General features: G+C 37.6%; 19 protein-coding genes. 5 read left to right on the top strand and 14 right to left on the bottom strand.

What is annotated here, in order from left to right:
• Nucleotides 1-17: 17 nt before the first annotated feature.
• The 3 genes from MM213_RS05015 to MM213_RS05005 all read right to left on the bottom strand — a co-directional run bounded on the left by MM213_RS05015 (nucleotide 18) and on the right by MM213_RS05005 (nucleotide 3,610).
• Nucleotides 18-1,190 carry a hypothetical protein gene (locus MM213_RS05015; RefSeq protein ID WP_241410375.1) on the bottom strand — a complete coding sequence of 391 codons (1,173 nt, stop codon included), beginning with the start codon at nucleotides 1,188-1,190 and terminating at the stop codon, nucleotides 18-20.
• An 81-nt stretch (nucleotides 1,191-1,271) separates the two neighbouring features.
• Nucleotides 1,272-2,429, bottom strand: coding sequence for a DUF4221 family protein (locus MM213_RS05010; protein ID WP_241410374.1), 1,158 nt, complete (start codon nucleotides 2,427-2,429; stop codon nucleotides 1,272-1,274).
• A gap of 44 nt (nucleotides 2,430-2,473) precedes the next feature.
• Nucleotides 2,474-3,610, bottom strand: coding sequence for a hypothetical protein (locus MM213_RS05005; RefSeq protein ID WP_241410373.1), 1,137 nt, complete (start codon nucleotides 3,608-3,610; stop codon nucleotides 2,474-2,476).
• 197 nt (nucleotides 3,611-3,807) lie between these two features.
• On the opposite strand from MM213_RS05005, the gene MM213_RS05000 reads away from it, so the two are divergent.
• Complete coding sequence (locus MM213_RS05000) at nucleotides 3,808-4,113, top strand: type II toxin-antitoxin system HigB family toxin (RefSeq protein ID WP_241410372.1); 306 nt, start codon at nucleotides 3,808-3,810, stop codon at nucleotides 4,111-4,113.
• Between the two features lie 288 nt (nucleotides 4,114-4,401).
• A complete protein-coding gene (locus MM213_RS04995) occupies nucleotides 4,402-4,878 on the top strand; it encodes an Abi family protein (RefSeq protein WP_241410371.1) in 477 nt (158 codons plus the stop codon).
• 239 nt (nucleotides 4,879-5,117) lie between these two features.
• Here MM213_RS04995 and leuB read toward each other — a convergent pair whose 3' ends face one another.
• From leuB to ilvD, 9 genes are all read right to left on the bottom strand, one after another.
• Nucleotides 5,118-6,179 (bottom strand): 3-isopropylmalate dehydrogenase, encoded by a 1,062-nt coding sequence (leuB, locus tag MM213_RS04990; protein ID WP_241410370.1) that lies wholly within the window; start codon nucleotides 6,177-6,179, stop codon nucleotides 5,118-5,120.
• Complete coding sequence (locus MM213_RS04985) at nucleotides 6,148-7,776, bottom strand: hydroxymethylglutaryl-CoA lyase-like TIM-barrel protein (RefSeq protein ID WP_241410369.1); 1,629 nt, start codon at nucleotides 7,774-7,776, stop codon at nucleotides 6,148-6,150. Before MM213_RS04985 ends, leuB begins: the two co-directional genes overlap by 32 nt.
• A gap of 395 nt (nucleotides 7,777-8,171) precedes the next feature.
• Nucleotides 8,172-8,765, bottom strand: coding sequence for a 3-isopropylmalate dehydratase small subunit (gene leuD / locus MM213_RS04980; RefSeq protein ID WP_241410368.1), 594 nt, complete (start codon nucleotides 8,763-8,765; stop codon nucleotides 8,172-8,174).
• Between the two features lie 19 nt (nucleotides 8,766-8,784).
• The gene (gene leuC, locus MM213_RS04975) at nucleotides 8,785-10,185 is read right to left on the bottom strand and encodes a 3-isopropylmalate dehydratase large subunit (RefSeq protein ID WP_241410367.1); all 1,401 of its coding nucleotides are present in this window, start codon (nucleotides 10,183-10,185) and stop codon (nucleotides 8,785-8,787) included.
• Between the two features lie 2 nt (nucleotides 10,186-10,187).
• The gene (locus tag MM213_RS04970) at nucleotides 10,188-11,699 is read right to left on the bottom strand and encodes a 2-isopropylmalate synthase (protein ID WP_241410366.1); all 1,512 of its coding nucleotides are present in this window, start codon (nucleotides 11,697-11,699) and stop codon (nucleotides 10,188-10,190) included.
• A 4-nt stretch (nucleotides 11,700-11,703) separates the two neighbouring features.
• On the bottom strand, nucleotides 11,704-12,747 hold the full coding sequence (gene ilvC, locus MM213_RS04965) for a ketol-acid reductoisomerase (RefSeq protein ID WP_241275561.1): 1,044 nt from the start codon (nucleotides 12,745-12,747) through the stop codon (nucleotides 11,704-11,706).
• 12 nt (nucleotides 12,748-12,759) lie between these two features.
• Nucleotides 12,760-13,272 carry an acetolactate synthase small subunit gene (ilvN, locus tag MM213_RS04960; protein WP_241275560.1) on the bottom strand — a complete coding sequence of 171 codons (513 nt, stop codon included), beginning with the start codon at nucleotides 13,270-13,272 and terminating at the stop codon, nucleotides 12,760-12,762.
• Between the two features lie 14 nt (nucleotides 13,273-13,286).
• The gene (gene ilvB / locus MM213_RS04955; RefSeq protein WP_241410365.1) at nucleotides 13,287-14,969 is read right to left on the bottom strand and encodes a biosynthetic-type acetolactate synthase large subunit; all 1,683 of its coding nucleotides are present in this window, start codon (nucleotides 14,967-14,969) and stop codon (nucleotides 13,287-13,289) included.
• 11 nt (nucleotides 14,970-14,980) lie between these two features.
• Entirely contained in the window at nucleotides 14,981-16,660 is a 1,680-nt protein-coding gene (gene ilvD / locus MM213_RS04950; RefSeq protein ID WP_241410364.1) for a dihydroxy-acid dehydratase, read from the bottom strand.
• Nucleotides 16,661-17,241: 581 nt separating this feature from the next.
• Between ilvD and ispE the strand changes: the two genes are divergently transcribed.
• The 3 genes from ispE to MM213_RS04935 all read left to right on the top strand — a co-directional run bounded on the left by ispE (nucleotide 17,242) and on the right by MM213_RS04935 (nucleotide 18,690).
• On the top strand, nucleotides 17,242-18,048 hold the full coding sequence (gene ispE, locus MM213_RS04945; RefSeq protein ID WP_241410363.1) for a 4-(cytidine 5'-diphospho)-2-C-methyl-D-erythritol kinase: 807 nt from the start codon (nucleotides 17,242-17,244) through the stop codon (nucleotides 18,046-18,048).
• A gap of 80 nt (nucleotides 18,049-18,128) precedes the next feature.
• Nucleotides 18,129-18,371, top strand: a complete 243-nt coding sequence (locus MM213_RS04940; RefSeq protein WP_241410362.1) for a ribbon-helix-helix domain-containing protein — start codon at nucleotides 18,129-18,131, stop codon at nucleotides 18,369-18,371.
• Nucleotides 18,358-18,690: a type II toxin-antitoxin system PemK/MazF family toxin gene (locus tag MM213_RS04935; protein WP_241410361.1), complete on the top strand. Its 333-nt coding sequence runs from the start codon at nucleotides 18,358-18,360 to the stop codon at nucleotides 18,688-18,690. Before MM213_RS04940 ends, MM213_RS04935 begins: the two co-directional genes overlap by 14 nt.
• A gap of 96 nt (nucleotides 18,691-18,786) precedes the next feature.
• Here the strand turns inward: MM213_RS04935 and MM213_RS04930 are convergent, their stop codons facing one another.
• Both MM213_RS04930 and MM213_RS04925 read right to left on the bottom strand, forming a co-directional pair.
• Nucleotides 18,787-19,524, bottom strand: a complete 738-nt coding sequence (locus MM213_RS04930; RefSeq protein WP_241410360.1) for a LytR/AlgR family response regulator transcription factor — start codon at nucleotides 19,522-19,524, stop codon at nucleotides 18,787-18,789.
• Entirely contained in the window at nucleotides 19,521-20,600 is a 1,080-nt protein-coding gene (locus MM213_RS04925) for a sensor histidine kinase (RefSeq protein ID WP_241410359.1), read from the bottom strand. Before MM213_RS04925 ends, MM213_RS04930 begins: the two co-directional genes overlap by 4 nt.
• Nucleotides 20,601-20,672 lie beyond the last annotated feature (72 nt).

Raw genomic sequence — 20,672 nt, 5'->3', positions numbered from 1 at the left:
ATGTCTTTTTCATAAAATCATTCGCCTTTAAGCCCCACTCTATACAATCTAAAATATTCTTTTTCAACTTCTGGATCAGGTTTTTCCATGACCCAGAGTTGTCCGTCTCGAAGCAGCATACTAGTTGGATCATAATCTTCAGGAGAAAAATCGTTTAATCTTTTTCCTAAACTATCGAATATTGCCAACCTGTAAGGATACTTTTCTTTTAACCTTTCTCTTAATTCTTTCGATTCATCAGGTGTTTTGTTCGCAAAAAAATACTCTCTATCGACATCATCATATCCTTGGAAATATGCTACCAAAAAATAATCTCCTACTTTCTTAATATTTTCTATTCTAGCAGAGCTTAAAAACAATCCAATAAAATCATACTCGAGGTTTTCATTATTACTTCCCTCAAAATATCGATAATTAGGTATGTCAATGGGAAGACTTGAAATCAATTCAAATGGTGACTCTCCACTGTAATTATAAATCACTGGTTCGCCACCAAAAGCTATAAAAACTTGATTTTCGACTACAGAAAAAACTGGAGACCATGCATTCCTGAAAAAATATTTGCCACTTTTATAAATGCTAGTTTTAGGAAATTGAATTATTGGTTCTTTAGATCCAGTACTTGGATCAAGTAAATTAAATAAAAAAATGTCTGAATGAAGATTTATTTTATCATAATCAATATCTCTGGTCCCTCCCTCTAAATACAAATATTTGTTCCCCAATTTATTCATTGTATGTCCCATGGCAATTCTTCTAAAATTGGGAAAGTATATTTCATCTAGCCCAACCTGATTGTGTAAATTACCTTGAAAATCATAATTCGAAAACCCTTTTAATCCAAAAGCTAATATCTCATCCTTTCCAAGAATTTGTATAGGTGCCAAAAGACTCCCATATCCATCTGGCATATCTCCAAACTTTGAAAAAGAGTTGAAAACATTCCCATCAAAATCAGCCAGCATAATATCATTTGAAAACTCCTCAAACTCCATAAACAGAACCGTCTTCGATTTAGGATCAATGTCATGTACAATCGGATTTCCTAAATATTCTATTTGAATGCTGTCTAGCTTTTCAAGGGTGATGTTTTTCAAATCACTATTTTGATCTGACTTTTCTTCATCGCTCTTTTGGTTACAAGAAAAGATGATGAAAAAATAGAATAAGTATAACAGAGTCTTCTTCATTTATATCTAAATTAAAATTTAACCTTATTTTCTTTCTCAACATTATTCACATAGGACCTGAAATCCCTAGTTTTTCTAAAGTCAATATTGGTTTGTTATTGATAAAATTACAAATCCCATCTCATCATTGATATTCTCGTAGATCCAGATTTTACCATCTTTAGCAAAATGTCTAGGGAATAGATTGGAAAATAACGTTGCTGGTTTTTTCCTTAAATCAGGCACTAAGGCCTCTCCGATTAGATTAAGGTCTTTATCCAATACCGATAGATAAATATCCGAACGGGCAAGGACTCCATTTTCTGAATTGGCTGGCAATTCCTGAAAAGAAAAACGATAAAAAACCTGATTTTTTTCATCCCAAAATGGCGGCAAGAAGTTTATTTCCTGATGGAATCTAGTGAATTCTTCCACCAAAATTTCCTCTGACTCATGGTCCTGTTGATATTTATTTACTTTTTTATTTTCTGTTAGATGACTGCTATACTCTTTTACATACATACTGTCTCCTTGCATATCATATATTGACAGTTCATTCAATAACTGATTTGAAAAGATCAATCTTGATTCTGACAATACCATACTTAGTTTTGGGCCAAATGAAATAGAACTAGGTCCAAATTGCAGGTTGAACTTATAATCGTAAATACCATCAAAACTAGGTATTGGGATTTTTCGATAACTGTAATCATCTAGATTAAAAACTCCTAATGAATACAATTTATCCATTTCTTGACCTAATAATGCAAAAAAACGGGACGCATCGCTGTCTAAATAGGTAGAAATAAAACTCAATGTACCTGAACGAATAGGATTGTTTTCAAGAAAAAAACCCTCATAGTTGATTTTCTTTATTCTTGTTCCATCTAAAGAAAATAAAGCAAGCCAGTTTATAGTTGAAATTGTAAATTCATTAGAGTTTAAAATTCGTAATCCACCAAAAAAATCTCCTGTGCCATTCGGTCCTTCTTTTTCAAATGAAATTTTTTCTTCAAGTTGCAATGCATCCAAATTGACCTTCTCAAAAGTATGATCGTTTGGATTGAAATTGTAAAGATACTTCTTATCATTACTCAAGCTAGCTGATTGAATATCTTGATTAAGAAAAATTATTTCATCTCCGGGATTCACAATCACTGTATCAAGACGGAACTGCATACCTGCTAGATAATTGTCTTTTAATTTATTTGATTTTTGTGAACAGGAAACTATTATAAAAATAATTAATAAATATTTCATGCTAACATTTTGATTTGCTATTAAAATCCAGTTTTTGTCATTGATTATTTTGACACTTGATAAACCCCATACCGCACAAAATCCTCCTCTTCGTCAGGATTGAGCAGTTTGATTAAGATGGAATTATTAGGCATCGCAATTTTGATTTGGCCATATGGAATTTTCATATCATTGCTAAGTTGTTTTCTTTCATCAAATAGAATTACTCTATGGTAATCTGGGTCTTGAAAATGATGATATTGTGCATCCTCTTTTTTCTTTTTTTCAAAAGTGCCGTAAGGGATCTCTTTTACATAATCCAGTAAAACAAGCCCTCCATCCAAATGATAAACATTTAAATTCATTGAGGCAAGCGTATAAGGTGGGTAGCTAGGTAAGTCTTTATCAGAAATTGGGAATTTCTTGAAGCTGCCAAAATCTCCATGATTGATTTTGATGTTGGAGATAGTTTTTCCTGATTGAAGATCAAACACTGTGATTTCATTGTCGAGTGAAGCTGTTACATAAAGCTGATTGCTCTTCTTATCCTGAGTAAAAATCGGCTTGTACATAGAATTGATGGTATTGTCTAAATGTTTAAAAATTGGCCTATGTGCAATAGGTACCAAGTGAAAAGTCTTCTTTGAATTTAATTCGTGCATCTCAATTAAATGATGCTTTTCCAGACTTTTCTCTCTCATAAATCTCGAAGTCCCTGAAGGATATGTAGTAAAGACAAGGTTGTCTTTTTGCCCATTTTTATAATAAAACACAGGAGCCTTTGATCCTCCAAAAACAAAAAATGGATTATCAATTACAAACTTTTTGCTTTCCTTAAAATTCAATTTCCTATCATAAGAGATCATTTGGTTTGGAGTAATTACCCGAATATCTTCCGTATCTGAAAACCCGAGGAAATTCATAGCTGAACTGAATTGCCCTGGACCTTGACCATTCAAGTCTTTCTTTTGCAAAATTCTACCTTTATCATCCAACAAAACTACGACAAACTCACCGCCTCCTTTTTCATAAGCCAAGAATTGCTGTTTAACCGGATCATAATCAACAATTTCAACAGAGTTAAGTGATTTGATCTGAAACTCACGGTTTTTTTCGAATTTGTATTGAGCATTTACTTTTTGCAAATCACAAATAGAAATTAGGATAATTAGAGTGGTTAATGAAAAGATTCTATTTGCCATAACTAAAAACAAAATGTGTTCAACTAATTTTATTTTTCAATTTAATAAACTATATCTTTAAATACCAATCTAAGAAGTTAATTTCTGAATATAGCCTAGAATCAAATTATAAAGTTTAAACCAAATAGAACATTTTAATAATATGTTTTCATTTTGAAAACTTATTGTTGTATTCAACCATTGATAATAAGAGTCCATTGAAAAACATCATAGCCATAAAAAACCTTCTTCAGTTTTACGACAAGCATCCAGATTACAAAGCAAGAATAGAAACTTGGATTGCTATCGTCAAAAATGTTGACTGGCAAAAGTCGTTGGATGTTGTAAAAGATATTCCTGATGCTGATCCGGTAAAGAATAACAGAGTGGTTTTTAATATCGCAAGAAATAAATATAGCTTGATTGTTCAGATCAGCTATATCAGACAATGGTTTTTTATCAAATTCATAGGAACCCTTGCTGAATATGATAAAATTGATGCAAATACAGTTGAGGAGTTTTAAAAAAGTAAAATCCAATCGTAAATATGAAATGGGATAAAATTATCACTACAGAGGAAGAATATGAAAAAGCTTTAAAAAGGGTTTAATTCGAATTGAAACAGTTGAACAGATAAAATATTGTTATTTTATTGATGATTTGGTAAAAGTGGTAATTTTGAATTCATAATGAATAATGAAATTATGTAGGAAGTGAATTTTTTTAATAAATAAACTCTTCTCAACACGATAATACACCCTCCAGGCTTACTTATGTAGCACACTTGGGGGGTTTTTCTTTTTAAAGCGCTTATGAAAAAAAGGAGATATACCAAAACACCTTTGACTTTAGAACAACAACTAAAGAAACTAAAGAATAGAAACCTTACTGTAATCGAAGATGAGTCGGCGCTCCACTACTTAGGGCAAATAAGTTATTATCGATTAAGTGCCTACTTCTTACCCTATCAAAAAGTAAAGGATCATTTTGATAATGGAACAACCTTTGAACAGATTGTTGATACTTATTCCTTTGATAGAGAGTTACGGATTTTAGTTTTTGACTGTATCGAAAGAATAGAGATTGCTATCCGAACACAATTTATTTATTGTATGGCTACTCAATACAATGATAGTCATTGGCAGGATAATCAATCCTTGTTTGTAAAACCATTTTATAATAAAGTAGGCTATCAATTTGATCCGTATTCTGATTTCCAAGCAATTATTTCAAAGGCAAAAACTGCAAGGAGACCTGAAGTATTTTTTAAGAAAAGTAAATCCAAATAACAGTCTTAAAGAAAAATTAGAATTACTTTTTAGAAAATACCCATCAATTCCAATTCAATACATTGGTATTCCGTCAGATGAAAATAATCACTTTTTAGAATGGCAAAAAGAAGCATTATGAAAATAATATTTCTGCAAAAATATTTACACTTATATCAAAAAGAACTTCAGTGAATGATGATAAGAAAAAAACCCACTTCTCTCAAAGTGGGTTTTTAACGACTTATCCTTTTTCAAAATCATAGATTCTCCGCCAACCAATCCCCTACTTCTGAAGTCTTGTAGGCTTTGGATCCTTCGGCGATATCTTCTGTTACGATTCCTTCTGCCAAGGATTTATTGACTACATCAGAAATAGCTTGCGCTTCTGCTTTCATATCAAAAGCATACTCGAACATCATTGCTGCCGAAAGCACTGTTGCCAATGGATTGGCGATGTCTTTTCCTGCTGCTTGCGGGTAAGAACCGTGAATTGGCTCAAACAATTTGTTCTCAGTACCAACCGAAGCTGATGGCATCAAGCCCATAGAGCCCGAAATCACCGAAGCTTCATCAGTCAAAATATCACCAAATAGGTTTTCTGTAATCAAAACATCGTAAGCTTTTGGCCATTGGATCAAGCGCATAGCAACTGCATCCACAAATTCATATTCTACTTTGACATCAGGGTATTCTGGAGCAAGTTCTTGTACAGTCTCTCTCCACAATCTCGAAGTAGCCAATACATTAGCCTTATCTACACAAGTCAACAGTTTCCTTCTTTTTTGCGCAGCTTCGAAACCCATTCGAGCCAATCTCGTGATTTCTTCTTTGGTATAGACATTTGTGTCAAATGCCTTGGTTCCTTGCTCGTTTCTTCCTCTTGGCTCACCAAAATAAATCCCTCCAGTCAGTTCTCTGAAGAAAACAAAATCTACTCCCTCCACCCTTTCGAGTTTCAATGGAGATTTGTGAATCAAAGAAGGGAATGTGAAAGTAGGACGTACATTGGCAAAAAGTCCCAATTTCCTCCTCATTTCCAAAAGACCTTGCTCTGGCCTTACTTTGGCTTTGGGATCATTGTCATACTTGGGATCTCCGATAGCTCCAAAAAGCACCGCGTCTGCTCTTAGACAAACATCGTGGGTAGCATCTGGATATGGGTTGCCAGTCAAGTCTATTGCTGCCGCCCCAACTGGTGCTTCTTCGAAATTGATTGTATGGCCAAACTTCTTACCTACAGCTTTGACCACTTTTACTGCCTGAGCAATTACCTCAGGTCCTATGCCATCACCTGGCAGTAGTGCTATATTCATTTCCATAGAAATTCTCTTTGTCTTGTTCTGGGTTTTGATTTTTCAACTCCTGAAAAATTGCTTTATCAGAAGGATTTTTATGCATTTTATCAATTATGTTCAACATTTTCTCAGTAGCCATCATCGCAGCTACTGTCTGATCCGAATCCAAGCCTTTGGTTTTGAAAATCCTTCCATAGTCCCATGTAATCACAGTCTCTACGAAAGCATCTGTTTTTCCTCCTGGAGGTATGGACACATGGTAATCAGTCAACTTCGGCAACTGCATTCCTTGAGATTTATAGATCTTCACCAATGCACGCATAAATGCATCGTACTGACCATCTCCCGAAGAATGCTCTTCAAAAGACTTGCCATGGATACTCATTTTCAACTGCACTGTAGGCTTCAAGCCCCTAGAGTGGGTCATGTGATATCCCTCGATAAAGATATCTTTGGTGATCGAATTGTTTTGCAATACATCTGAAATGATATACGGCAAATCTTCAGTGGTCACTCGTTCTTTTCTATCCCCAAGTTCAATGATTTTTTGTGTCACTTTGGTCAACTCATCCTTCTCAAGGGAAATCCCCAATTCCTGAAGGTTTTTGAGGATGTTGGCCTTTCCAGAAGTCTTTCCAAGCGCATATTTTCTTTGTCTTCCAAATCTCTCAGGAAGCAAGTCATTGAAATAAAGGTTCTTTTTATTGTCACCATCTGCGTGGATTCCTGCAGTTTGTGTAAAGACATTCTCTCCCACCACTGGCTTATTAGCAGGAATATGTTGGCCGGAAAACTGCTCTACGAGTTTGCTTACACGGTAGATCTTATTTTCGTTGAGGCCAATCCTGTAATCGGTAAAATCCTTCAAAACTGCAATTACAGATTCCAAAGGAGCATTTCCAGCTCTTTCACCGAGTCCATTGACAGTGGTATGAATTCCCGCAATTCCATTGTAAATCGCCTCCAGTACATTTGCTACAGAAAGGTCGTAGTCATTGTGTGCATGAAAATCAAAATGGCAATCAGGGAATTCTGTTGTAATCAGTTTTACGAAATGGGAAACTTCCCTAGGATGCAAAAGACCCAAAGTATCGGGAAGCATAATCCTACGCACTCTGATTTCATTCAAAAAGCTAATTAAATCCATGGTGTAATCCATGGAGTTTCGCATCCCATTACTCCAATCTTCCAAATAGACATTGACAGTTATACCTTTGCTACGTGCATATTTGACACAAGCTCTGATATCTTCAAAATGCTGATCAGGAGTTTTTTTGAGTTGATGGGTTAAATGATTCAATGATCCTTTTGTGAGAAGGTTCATGACTTTGGCACCTGCTTCCACCATCCAATTGATAGATGCAGGCGTATCTACAAAAGCCAAAACTTCAACTTTATCCAAATAACCTTTCTCTGCAGCCCATTGGGTAATTTTTTTGACACCCTCCATCTCTCCCTCAGAAACCCGGGCAGATGCCACTTCTATCCTATCCACCTTCAGTTCCTCCAACAGCAACTTGGCTATCTGGAGTTTTTCAGAAGGAAGAAAAGAGACTCCTGAGGTCTGCTCTCCATCCCTCAGCGTGGTGTCCATGATTTCTATTTTCCTATGTGTTCCCATTTTATTTTTGATTGTAGAGGGTAGATTTTAGACATGAGATTTTGAAAGGATGAAGGATGAAGTTTGAAGGATGAAAATTTGATGTTTGACAGACTTTGGTATTTCACACTATGTTTATGATTTGCAAGCATTTCAAATTCAACCCACTTCGGGGTTGCTGTCCGATGATATCAACTCAATCCCAGGGTTGCAACCCTAGGCTAATCATAGTATAACCTCCCGATTTTCGGAACAAGCTCTTCGGGGTTGTATTTTTCTAATCTAAATATCATATCGAGATAAGATAAAAGATTTCGATTCACTTCCTTGTTCTTTTCCCTTCCTCCATTGATAACCTATTTTTTGGTTATTCAATCTTCCATCTTTCTTACTTCATCCCTCAGCCTTCATCCTTTCTAAGCTCTTCCTTTCTCAAATTCTTCTATTTCCCCTTTTAGGTTCAAAAGATAATCAATATCATCAAAGCCATTTTTCATGTTCTCTTTTTTGTAGGCATTGATATCAAAAGATTCTGATTGACCTGTACTGAGCAAGGTGATCTTTTGTGTATCAATATCCACTTCTACTTCTGTACTCGGATCAGCTTCAACTGCTGCAAACAATACGTCTGCAAACTCTGGACTGATAGTCACTGGAAGTACTCCGATGTTCAGACAGTTGTTTTTGAAGATATCAGCAAAGAAGCTAGATACCACACATCTGAACCCATAATCATACAATGCCCAAACGGCATGTTCTCTACTCGAGCCAGAACCAAAGTTTCTGCCTGCAAGGAGTATTTTCCCAGTGTAAGTAGAATCATTGAGTACAAAATCCTTTTTTGGGTTGCCTTCTACGTCATATCTCCAGTCTCTAAAAAGATTGTCTCCGAAACCTTCCCGCTCAGTTGCTTTCAAGAACCTTGCAGGGATGATTTGATCTGTATCCACATTTTCGGTAGGAAGCGGGACAACTGTTGAAGTCAACACATTAAATTTATCGTAAGCCATTTTTTCCTTTTTTTAAGAATTAAAAGATCTCTCTAGGGTCACATATTTCACCTTTAACAGCTACTGCTGCTACAGTCAATGGACTGGCGAGCATAGTTCTGGCTCCTGGCCCTTGTCTTCCTTCAAAGTTTCTGTTTGAAGTGGAGACAGCGTATTTCCCTGAAGGAATCTTATCATCATTCATCGCCAAACAAGCAGAACAACCCGGTTGTCTCAACTCAAATCCTGCTTCTTCCAAGATTTTCACCAAGCCTTCTTCGTGAGCCATTTTCTCTACTTCCCTAGATCCCGGAACGATCCAAGCGGTAATGTTATCCGCCTTTTTCTTACCCTTTACATAATTGGCAACTGATCTGATATCTTCAATTCGGCCATTGGTACAGCTTCCTACAAAGACAAAATCCACTTTCTTTCCTTGGATCGCTTCACCTGGAGCAAATCCCATGTAATCCAATGACTTCAAGTAGGAAGTTTTGTTGCTACCTTCCATACCTTCGGTGCTTGGGATATTTCCTTTGACTTTGATACCCATACCTGGATTGGTACCATAAGTAATCATTGGCTCAATATCCGCTGCATCAAAATGATATTCTTTATCGAAAACAGCTCCATCGTCAGTTTTCAAAGACTTCCAATAAGACACTGCTTTGTCCCATTCTTCTCCTTTTGGAGAATATTGTTTTCCTTTTAGGTAATCAAAAGTAGTTTCGTCAGGAGCGATTAGGCCTCCTCTGGCACCCATTTCTATACTCATGTTGCAGATGGTCATCCTTGCTTCCATGCTAAGGCTTTCGATTGCCGAGCCAGCATATTCCACAAAGTAACCAGTAGCACCTGCCGCAGAGATTTTAGCGATGATATATAGAATGATATCTTTAGAAGTGACACCAGCACTCAACTCACCATCGACAGTGATGCGCATTTTCTTTGCCTTGCTCTGCATGATACATTGCGTAGCCAATACCATTTCAACTTCTGATGTACCAATACCAAATGCGATGGCACCAAAAGCCCCATGTGTAGAAGTATGGCTATCTCCACAAACGATGGTCATTCCTGGCTGGGTAATCCCAAGCTCTGGACCTATCACATGGACAATTCCATGGTGGGCAGAACCCAAGTCATGCAATTCGATCCCATGCTTCTTGCAGTTTTCACGAAGCTTTTCTACTTGCATTCTTGAAAGCTTGTCTTTGATGGTCTTATCTTGATCCACCGTGGGCACATTGTGATCTGGAGTACCTACTGTCCTCTGCGGATGAAGGACGCCTACACCACGTTTTTCCAAATTCAAAAACGCAACAGGGCTGGTTACTTCATGGATAAAATGCTTATCAATGAAGAATACATCCGGTCCTGATGGGACAGATTTGACCACATGTGCATCCCAAATTTTATCAAATAATGTTTTCTTTTCCATAATTAGGCTACTGTCACTTTATTTTTGACGGGTATTTTATTCAAGGCATCTACAAATGCCTGTGCTGAAGCCAATACGATATCTGTATTGGAAGAAAAACCATAGTAAGGGATTTTTCCTTGCATGATTCTCATGTGAACTTTAGCTACATCATCACTTCCTGCCGTAATAGCTTGGATGAGAAACTCTTCAAGCTCAATATCAGGCTTTACGATTTTCTCAATAGCTTTAAGTACTGCATCTACTGGACCATTTCCTGTAGAAGATGCCACTTCAATTTTATCACCGATTTTTAGGGAAACGGTTGATTTGATTTCTCCATTTGACTCGTAACTCACTTTATCCAATTCGATAAAGGAAGACTCGTCCATATATTTCCCTACCAATGAAAGTAGGTCTTTTGGTGTGATATCCCTTTTGGAATCTGCCATCACCAAAAATTCTTCATAAACTTCTTTCAGAGCCTCACCTTCCAAAACTACACCCAAAGCATCCAAATGGTGCTTCAATGCTGCCCTTCCACTTCTTGCTGTCAATACTATCGATGATTCATGAACGCCAACATCTTTAGGATCGATGATTTCATAATTCTCTCTGTGCTTCAACACACCATCCTGATGGATTCCTGATGAATGTGCAAAGGCATTTCTTCCTACAATGGCCTTGTTTGGCTGAACAGGCATATTCATCAATTTGGAGATCAACCTGCTGGTCTCGTAAATCTTCGGAGTGACAATGCTTGTATGGATTGGAATATCATGGTGACATTTGATTGCCATGACTACTTCTTCCATGGAAGTATTTCCAGCTCTTTCGCCTATCCCATTGATCGTAACCTCCACTTGTCTTGCTCCATTCTGAACACCAGAAATGGTGTTGGCTGTCGCCATACCAAGATCATTGTGGCAATGGGTAGCAATGATTGCTTTGTCAATGTTGGAAACATTTTCTTTTAGATGCCTGATAATTGCTCCGTATTGTTCCGGAAGACAATAACCTGTGGTATCTGGAATATTGACTACAGTAGCACCGGCTTTGATGACTTGTTCCAATATTCTGGCTAAAAAATCTTTTTCGGCACGACCTGCATCTTCTGCATAAAATTCCACATCTTCTACATAACGCTTGGCGTATTTCACCGCCCTTACAGCCCGCTCAATGATTTCATCAGGAGTAGATCTGAGTTTGTATTGTATATGAAAAGGAGACACACCGATGCCGGTGTGAATCCTTCCTTTTTTTGCATATTTCAGCGCGTCAGCAGCTACATCAATATCCTTTTCCACAGCTCTGGAAAGGGCGCAGATAATGGGATTTGATACAGCTTTGGAAATTTCAACAACTGAATTGAAGTCACCTGGACTGGATATTGGAAACCCAGCTTCAATCACATCTACTCCCAGTTCTTCTAATGCCTTAGCGACCACGATCTTTTCTCGGGTGTTCAATTGACAACCCGGTACCTGTTCCCCATCACGAAGGGTGGTATCGAATATCCATAGCTTTTCACTCATAATATCAGTTATTTTCGGGTCTTAATTTTCTGACGGTTGCGCCAGCTTGCCACATTTCAGAATCTCTCAATTCTTTCAATTCAGCTTCTAATTTTACTCTATAGTCAGATTTGCTATTTGAATCAATTGATTTTTGTGCTTCTTTACCTGTTTTTACAGAATCATAAAGCTCTTCAAATACCGGCTTAGTTGCATCTCTGAAAGGCTTCCACCAGTCCAAAGCACCTCTTTGGGCAGTAGTAGAACAGTTGGCATACATCCAATCCATTCCATTCTCTGCCACCAATGGCATCAAACTTTGTGTCAATTCTTCAACAGTCTCATTGAAAGCCTCAGAAGGAGTGTGACCATTCGCTCTCAACACTTCATACTGAGCAGCAAAGATTCCTTGAATAGCCCCCATCAAAGTTCCTCTTTCACCTGTCAAATCAGATGTAACCTCTCTGTAAAAATCAGTCTCGAATAAGTAACCTGATCCTACACCGATTCCAAGTGCTACAACTCTATCTTTTGCTCTACCTGTTCCGTCTTGGAAGATGGCATAAGAAGAGTTCAATCCTCTACCTTCTACAAACATTCTTCTCAAAGATGTCCCAGAACCTTTAGGTGCAACCAAAATCACATCAACATCAGCTGGGGGAACGATACCTGTTTTTTCTTTGTAAGTCACACCGAAACCATGAGAAAAATACAATGCTTTTCCAGGAGTAAGGTGTTTTTTCACTGTAGGCCAAAGCGCTATTTGTCCTGCATCAGAAAGTAAGAATTGAAGAATTGTGCCTTTTTCACAAGCTTCTTCCAATTCGAAAAGTGTCTCTCCAGGAACCCAGCCATCAGCAACTGCTTTGTCCCAAGTCTTGGAATCTTTTCTCTGACCCACGATTACATTGAAGCCATTGTCCTTCAAGTTCAATGCTTGACCAGGACCTTGTACTCCGTAACCCAATACGGCGATCACTTCATCCTTCAATACTTCTCTAGCTTTCTCCAGTGGAAATTCCTCTCTGGTTACTACATTTTCTTCTACTGATCCAAATTTCAGTTTCATAGTTATTGGTTTTTATAAGGTTTGATTATTTAAATATTCTGATACGGAAAATCTAGGTTTGGCAATAGCTACACGGCCTGACCTAGAAAACTCAAGAAGGCTATAAGGCTTGAGTGTCTCCAACAATGCCTGAGTATCTTCTTTATGCCCTGTAAATTCCACCACAACAAATTCCTTCTCTGCTGCAATGATGTGGGCATTATATTGTCTGATTACTTTTTCAAGACTTGCATCCAAGCTGTCAATTGGAAGCTTGTAAAGCGCAATTTCTTGATAGACAACCTCACTATCCATGAAGTAATAAGCTTTGATCACATCTGTGATTTTTTCTATTTGCTTTACCAATTGGATAATCTGCTCTTCTGTCACAGTACACTCGATGGTGATCTTATGGATCCCATCCAAGCGGCTTTCGGAAGCGGTGAGCGCATCAATATTGATGCCTCTTCTGGTGAAAATGATCGTGATCCTATTGAGGATACCGATAAAATTCTCTGTATAAATAAGTATGGTATAACGGTTCATAAATTCTCTTCGATTTAGCTTAGTCTTACCTCTTCTACCGAACAACCCGTAGCGATCATCGGGAATACATTATCCTCTTTTTCTACCACAACTTCCAAGAAATATGGTCCATCATGCATCAGCATATCTGCTACTGCTTCACTTAACCCCTCTCTCTCAGAAACCTTTGTAGCTTTGATGCTGTATGCTTCCGCTAGTTTGATAAAATCAGGATTGTCCAGTTCTGTGAATGAATACCTTCTATCAAAGAACATCTGCTGCCATTGTCTTACCATCCCAAGGAAGTTATTATTCAATAACACTACCTTCACAGGAGCTTTGGTCTGCATGATAGTCCCTAGCTCTTGGATTGTCATTTGGATTCCCCCGTCACCGACCACACAGATCACCTGACGGCTGTAATCGTACATCTGAGCTCCCAATGCTGCTGGAAGGGCAAATCCCATAGTACCCAGTCCACCGGAAGTTACTTGTGTTTTGGAAGTTTTGTAATCAAAATACCTCCATGCGATCATCTGATGCTGTCCAACATCCGTTACCAAAATAGCATCGTCAGCTTTATATTGATTGATAAATCTGATCACCTCACCCATTGTCAACCCTACTTTCGTCGGTGACAGGTCATTGGCGATTACAGATTCTCTTTCTAGCAACTCCAGTTCTTTGAATTTTGACATCCACTCTTCATGGCTGTTTGGATTCACTGCCTGATTTAGCATACTTAAGCTTTGTTTACAATCTCCCAAAACAGGTGCGTCAGCAAATACATTTTTATTGATCTCTGCTGGATCAAGTTCCAAGTGGACCACTTTCGCTTGCTTCGCATAGCGTTTGAGATCACCAGTAACACGGTCATCAAAGCGCATTCCGATAGCTATCAGCACATCACATTGATTTGTCAGCATATTTGGAGCATAGTTTCCATGCATACCAAGCTTACCAACGTAAGAAGGGTGCTCTTCTGATAGTGCTCCAGAACCCAATAAAGTACATGCTGCAGGAATTCCAGTTTTGTCCAAAAATGCTTTTAACTCTGCCTCTGCTTTTCCAATGACAACACCTTGTCCATATAATACATAAGGTCTTTTTGCAGCATTGATCAATTCAGCTGCTTTTTGCACCTCATCTTTCTTGACTTCAAAATATGGCCTGTAGGATCTGATACTTAGACAAGGCACATAATTAAACTCTCCAGCTTCAGTCTGTGCATTTTTTGTGATGTCAATCAAAACTGGTCCTGGACGACCAGATCTTGCGATATGAAAGCCTTTTGCGATAGCCGGAGCAATATCTTCGGCTCTTCTGACCTGAATATTCCACTTTGTCACAGGCATTGAAATTCCGACCACGTCCGTTTCTTGAAAAGCATCAGTACCCAGCAAATGTGCAGCAACTTGACCTGTAATACAGACCAAAGGCGTACTGTCAATCATGGCATCAGCAAGGCCTGTTATCAAATTGGTAGCACCAGGGCCTGAAGTTGCCAAGGCCACACCGACTTGCCCAGAGACACGCGCATATCCTTGAGCGGCATGGATTGCCCCTTGCTCATGTCGTGTCAAAACATGTCTAATCTGATCACTATAATCATAAAGCGCATCATACACAGGCATAATCGCCCCTCCTGGATACCCAAAAATATGCTTGGCATTTTCGGCTATCAATGATCTCACTACGATATCTGCTCCTCTTATCATGGTGTTGGGTTTTATTGTTTGTCAGTCACACATCCTTCAGAGGCTGTGGAAACCAATAAATTATATTTTTTCAAAGTACCTTGTAGGCCCTTAATGTCTTTCTTTTTCCAAGCCTTTCTTCTCTCAGAAAACTCCTCTTCACTGACTTCACAAGTCAATTTCAGTTTGTCTGCATCAATAGTGACCATATCACCATCTTTCAGTAATCCGATCGGTCCTCCAAGAAATGCTTCCGGAGTGACATGTCCTACCACAAAGCCATGAGTACCACCAGAAAATCTGCCATCAGTAATCAATGCCACATCAGAACCCAAGCCAGCACCAATGATCATTGATGTAGGCTTAAGCATCTCAGGCATGCCTGGACCACCTTTTGGGCCAATATTTCGAATCACAAGTACTTCACCTTTCTGTACTTTATGGTCACGAATGGCGTCATTTGCCTCTTGCTCTGAGTCAAAAACCCTTGCAGGCCCTGTAAATGAACTCCCTTCTTTTCCTGTGATTTTGGCAACTGCTCCATCAGGGGCAAGATTTCCATCTAAGATACAAAGGTGTCCCGTAGCCTTGATAGGTTGTTCTAAAGGATGGATTACATTGACCATAGAAGGAACAATGGCATCAATATTCTCAAGATTTTCAGCTAAAGTTTTACCAGTTACTGTAAGGCAATCGCCATGTAAAAATCCATTTTGCAACATGTACTTCATAAATGCAGGAAGTCCACCCTGCTCGTGAAGGTCTTCCATCATAAATTTACCTGAAGGCTTGAAGTCTCCAATCATCGGAGTTTTTGCGTTGATCGCCTTAAAATCTTCAATGGTAAAATCAATACCGGCAGTCCTCGCAATCGCAATGATATGCATCACAGCGTTGGTACTTCCTCCCAGTGCTATTGTCACAGTGACAGCATTCTCCAAACTCTTTTTGGTAATGATATCACTTGGTTTGATGTCTTTTTCAAGAAGGATTTTCATGAATTTATTGACCTCTCTACACTCCCTCAATTTCTCGGGGGAATTAGCAGGATATGATGCGGAATAAGGCAAAGACATGCCCATTGCCTCGATGGCAGAAGACATGGTATTTGCTGTGTACATTCCTCCGCAAGCGCCTTTTCCAGGGCATGAATTTCGGATCACACCATCATAGTCTTCATCAGAAATATTTCCATTGACACGCTTGCCAAAAGCTTCGAATGCAGATACAATGTTAAGTTTTTCACCTTTGTAATTGCCCGAGGCTATTGTTCCGCCATAGACGAGGATTGAGGGTCTGTTTGTCCTGATCATTCCCATCAGTGCTCCTGGCATATTTTTGTCACAACCTGCGACAGAGATACAGCCATCAAAGGAATGACCGATGATAAAAGATTCTATAGAATCGGCGATGATCTCCCTAGATACAAGGGAATAGCGCATACCCAAAGTACCCATCGTCGTACCATCCGAAATACCAATGGTATTAAATACTAAACCGGTCAGATCATGCTCTTGGGAAGATGCTTTGATCAGACCGGCGAAGTCGTTGAGGTGCATGTTGCAAGGGTTGCTTTCATAGCCGCAACTGGCAACACCCACGAAGGGTTGGTTCATTTTCTTATCAGTCAAGCCTGTGGCATACAACATGGCCTTGCCGGCCGGATGCTCTTCATTTTGGCTGATTTCCCAACTGTATTTCTTCAAACTCATGGTTCAATAGGTTTATTTAATAAGCTTGTATAAAAAAAAGTGCCTCACTTGGATGAGGCACCTAGAATTATATGGTTGTTTAATTTATATAGTCTAGCGCCTCATTGTTTTCCAATGATGAGAATAATAATTCCAATAAGGCTGACTGATTTAAACATGTGGTTATGGTTAATATTTTTTGTTTCGATTTCGTGATACAATATTAAACCTCAATTTCCATACTTACAATATTTTAATTCTTTTTTTATCTCACATTTAAATTTTAAATACCGTCATTAAACTTTTTGAAAAAATTATAAATCTATTTTTTGAACAAAATCAGAATTATATATTTATTTTTCAAAATTTATTTAAAATTTCAAAACAAAATCACGGATTCGCTAAGTGTTAACAAAAAGTTATTTTTTTTGATTTTTTTATAAATAAAAAATCCTTATCGATAAGATACAGTAATGAATACGCAAAGTTTTTGTATTTCCACAAATCACAATAAAAAACAATAAACTATTGAAAAACAAATGGTTTTGAAAGATTTGCTTGGTGAATTATTTATCTCGTCACATAATTTATAAATTCGGGGCATGATCAGTTTCCCAAATGCAAAAATAAATCTTGGCTTACACATCACAGCCAAAAGAAAAGATGGCTATCACGAGGTAGAGACTTGCATGGTCCCCATTCCTCTGTACGATGCGTTAGAAATGATCTTAGACAAGAAAACCACTTTCACAAGTACGGGGTTGCCTATCCCTGGTTCAGACAAAGACAACCTCATCCTCAAAGCATTCAAACTCCTGCGCAAAGACTTCAATGAATTGCCGCATGTGAGCATTCATCTTCACAAAAACATCCCTATGGGTGCAGGTTTGGGAGGTGGTTCAGCAGATGCTGCTTTTGCATTGAGCATGATGAACAATCTTTTTGATTTGTTGCTTGAAGATTGGTTTTTGGAAGATTATGCTGCGCAATTGGGTAGTGATTGTGCTTTTTTCGTAGAAAATACGCCAAAGATCGCTACAGGAAGAGGAGAAGTTCTTGAGCCAGTGAATATCGACCTGAAAGGCAAACACCTTCTACTAATCAACCCAAATATACACATTGGGACAAAAGAAGCGTATGCTGGTGTAGTCCCACAAGCACCGACAGTTAACCTATCTGAAGTCCTTGCCGACCGATCGAGGTGGAAGGACGAATTGGTCAATGATTTTGAAGCAAGCATCTTCCCCAAATACCCAGAGATTGCAGCTATCAAAAGTAAACTTTATGAAATGGGTGCTTTCTACGCTGCCATGTCAGGGTCAGGGTCGACAGTGTTTGGATTGTTTGATGAGAAAGTAGAAAAAGGGGTTTGGAAAGAAGGTTATTTTGTGTTTGAGGGAGAGATGTAGTAAAGTTCATGAATAATTTTTGACAAATTATATTTACATTTTATAAATATAATTTGTATTATTACTTCAAATGTAAAAATATGGCAACTTTTACTAGCTCACTTCCAAATGACTTATTGGAAATGCTCGATGAGCATGCCAAGAAATTAGAAATCCCAAAAAACAAGCTAATTGAAAAAGCCTTAAGATTATACCTTGAGCATCTCAAAAGAGCTGCATATGTCAATTCATATAGTCAAACCAAAGAAGACAAGGACATGGTCAATTTAGCAGAAGAAGGGATGGCTGAATATTTCAAGCAAATAGAAGATGAAACAAGGTGAAATCTGGTATGCTGATCTGAATCCTAGTAAAGATTCTGAGCAAGCTGGCTTTCGTCCAGTAGTCATTATCAGTGGAAACTTACTCAACAAACACCTCAAAGTAGTCATCACTGTTCCTTTGACTTCCAAAATAAAAAATTATCAAGGTAACCCAATTTTAATCCCTGACACTACGAACAACCTGAGGGAAATATCTGAAATGATGGTTTTTCATATTCGCTCAATTTCGAAAGAGCGCTTGGTAGAAAAAATCGGTAAAATTTCCGACAAGGAACTGCAAATGGCTTTGGCAACTTTGGGAGATATTACTACGATGTAGCTGAATGATTTTGTTTTTTGAGATCAATTGTTTGTGGCTTAAAGAGTTTACCATCCATATTAATCCTTGACCAATTTAATTGAAAATTTCGACCAACTATTTAAGCCACTCATTGACTTCATCACGAATGATATCACGATAGGTTGTTCCTATCATCACTTCCTCACCTAGAGATGTTTCCAACATATTCCCATTGATGGAAATGATAGAAGATTTTCGAACAATATAAGATCGGCTTACACGCATAAAATCTTGTAAGGGCAGGATTTCCATGATGCGTTTCATAGTCATGTAGGTAATGATACGCCTTTCTTTCAAAAAAATCTGTAAATAATCTTTCATCCCCTTGATCATCTGAACATCCTCAAAGGCTACGTGTACTAATTTCCCGTTTTCTTTTACCCAGAAAAAAGTTGGACTATCAGATTCACTAGATTGCACAGCGGGAATCCTTGGCTGGGTAGCTAGCTTTTGGTATGTATAAACTTTATTTACTGCCTTGAGAAAGCGTTCAAAAGAAATTGGTTTTAATAAATAGTCTGAAACATCTAAGTCAAAACCTTCAAGCGCATGTTCTGGGAATGCAGTCGTAATGATCACCTTTGGCTTGTGATTATTAAGTATTTTGATTAATTCCAAGCCACTCATTTCAGGCATTTGGATATCCATAAAAACCAAATCCGGTAGATACTCTTCTATGTCCTTAAGAGCCTCCACTGCATTATTGGATTTTTTGACCACTTGAAGATATGGAACTTTCTCCGCATGCTTCTCAATCACTTCTTGAGCGAAAGGCTCGTCATCTACTATCAAACACTTGATAAAAATACTCATGCAAGTTCTATTTTTAAATTAACCTGATATACACTTTCTTCATCCAAAATCTCTAAATCATATTTGCCATAATATAAAATATCCAACCTTCTCCTAACACTGGCTATCCCCTGTCCTCCCACTTCCTTTTTTGTAATTCCGTTCCCGATTTTACTATTTGCAACCTTGAAGATGACGATATTGTTAGTTTGTTCCAAAATTATTTTTACCCATGACTCTTTTACCGTATTGTTCACCCCATGTTTAAAGGCATTTTCTATAAAATTAATGAAAATTAGGGGAGCAATTCGCTTATCTCTATTTTGAACTGATTCAAAATCATATGCTATTTGAACATGACTATGATGTCGGATTTTTTCCAACTCTATATAATCTTCCAAAAACCCTATTTCCTTTCCCAGGGATATCGATTCTGTGTTGCTTTCGTAAAGACTAAACCTCAATAAATCAGACAATTTCAATACAACTTCCCCTGCTTGGGGAACGTCCATAACTAATCGGTATAAGTTATTGAGTGTATTAAACAAAAAATGGGGATGAATCTGAGATTTAAGTAAATCCAACTCAAGGTTAGCATTCATTATCTGAAGAGCTGCAATTTTCTTCATAGATTGTACATACCTAAATATAAAAGTTCCAATAAGTAAAAAAAATAGATGAAAATATAACTGACCAGTTGACCAAGAAAGTCCTAATACTGAAAATGCACCTTCTATTGAAGGAAAAAAAAACCTATTGAATATTACCTCTATTCTTTCATCATCTGGTCGAAAATAATTCAACCATTTGAGTGGATACACCAAAAGAAATACCGATACAAAATAAAGTATAACTAAGGATACAAACAAAATCAACCATCTTAGAGTACTTTTAACCCTAAAAACAATGGTTTCTATAGTAAACTGATTCAGAATTACAACCACAAAATTCCAAACCGAATAGCCCAAAATAACAATATCAAATTTTGTTTGATCAAAAAGAATGGCATTATAAAACCAAATTATTATAAAGCTCACTCCATAAAGAGATGCTCTGATCAAAGTGTTTTCTTTAGCCAGTTTTTGATTACTATCCATCGATACTTACTTTTTTGAGATGGTAAATTTACAGCGTTTATATTACTTGCCTAAAAGTATATAAATTCATTG

The organism is Belliella alkalica (assembly GCF_022549785.1).
In the GTDB taxonomy this organism is placed as follows: domain Bacteria; phylum Bacteroidota; class Bacteroidia; order Cytophagales; family Cyclobacteriaceae; genus Belliella; species Belliella alkalica.
The sequence above is the reverse complement of the archived record's forward strand: the minus strand, read 5'-3'. Positions and strand labels throughout refer to the sequence as shown.

Excerpts from the sequence above, each read along its gene's own strand:
- MM213_RS04985 (WP_241410369.1), bottom strand. The coding sequence starts at position 7,776 with ATGGGAACACATAGGAAAATAGAAATCATGGACACCACGCTGAGGGAT.
- ispE (WP_241410363.1), top strand. The coding sequence starts at position 17,242 with ATGATCAGTTTCCCAAATGCAAAAATAAATCTTGGCTTACACATCACA.
- MM213_RS05005 (WP_241410373.1), bottom strand. The coding sequence starts at position 3,610 with ATGGCAAATAGAATCTTTTCATTAACCACTCTAATTATCCTAATTTCT.
- MM213_RS04935 (WP_241410361.1), top strand. The coding sequence starts at position 18,358 with ATGAAACAAGGTGAAATCTGGTATGCTGATCTGAATCCTAGTAAAGAT.
- MM213_RS04925 (WP_241410359.1), bottom strand. The coding sequence starts at position 20,600 with ATGGATAGTAATCAAAAACTGGCTAAAGAAAACACTTTGATCAGAGCA.
- MM213_RS04995 (WP_241410371.1), top strand. The coding sequence starts at position 4,402 with ATGAAAAAAAGGAGATATACCAAAACACCTTTGACTTTAGAACAACAA.
- ilvD (WP_241410364.1), bottom strand. The coding sequence starts at position 16,660 with ATGAGTTTGAAGAAATACAGTTGGGAAATCAGCCAAAATGAAGAGCAT.
- MM213_RS05015 (WP_241410375.1), bottom strand. The coding sequence starts at position 1,190 with ATGAAGAAGACTCTGTTATACTTATTCTATTTTTTCATCATCTTTTCT.
- ilvN (WP_241275560.1), bottom strand. The coding sequence starts at position 13,272 with ATGAACCGTTATACCATACTTATTTATACAGAGAATTTTATCGGTATC.
- leuC (WP_241410367.1), bottom strand. The coding sequence starts at position 10,185 with ATGGAAAAGAAAACATTATTTGATAAAATTTGGGATGCACATGTGGTC.
- ilvB (WP_241410365.1), bottom strand. The coding sequence starts at position 14,969 with ATGATAAGAGGAGCAGATATCGTAGTGAGATCATTGATAGCCGAAAAT.
- MM213_RS04970 (WP_241410366.1), bottom strand. The coding sequence starts at position 11,699 with ATGAGTGAAAAGCTATGGATATTCGATACCACCCTTCGTGATGGGGAA.
- leuB (WP_241410370.1), bottom strand. The coding sequence starts at position 6,179 with ATGGAAATGAATATAGCACTACTGCCAGGTGATGGCATAGGACCTGAG.
- leuD (WP_241410368.1), bottom strand. The coding sequence starts at position 8,765 with ATGGCTTACGATAAATTTAATGTGTTGACTTCAACAGTTGTCCCGCTT.
- MM213_RS04940 (WP_241410362.1), top strand. The coding sequence starts at position 18,129 with ATGGCAACTTTTACTAGCTCACTTCCAAATGACTTATTGGAAATGCTC.
- MM213_RS04930 (WP_241410360.1), bottom strand. The coding sequence starts at position 19,524 with ATGAGTATTTTTATCAAGTGTTTGATAGTAGATGACGAGCCTTTCGCT.
- MM213_RS05010 (WP_241410374.1), bottom strand. The coding sequence starts at position 2,429 with ATGAAATATTTATTAATTATTTTTATAATAGTTTCCTGTTCACAAAAA.
- ilvC (WP_241275561.1), bottom strand. The coding sequence starts at position 12,747 with ATGAAACTGAAATTTGGATCAGTAGAAGAAAATGTAGTAACCAGAGAG.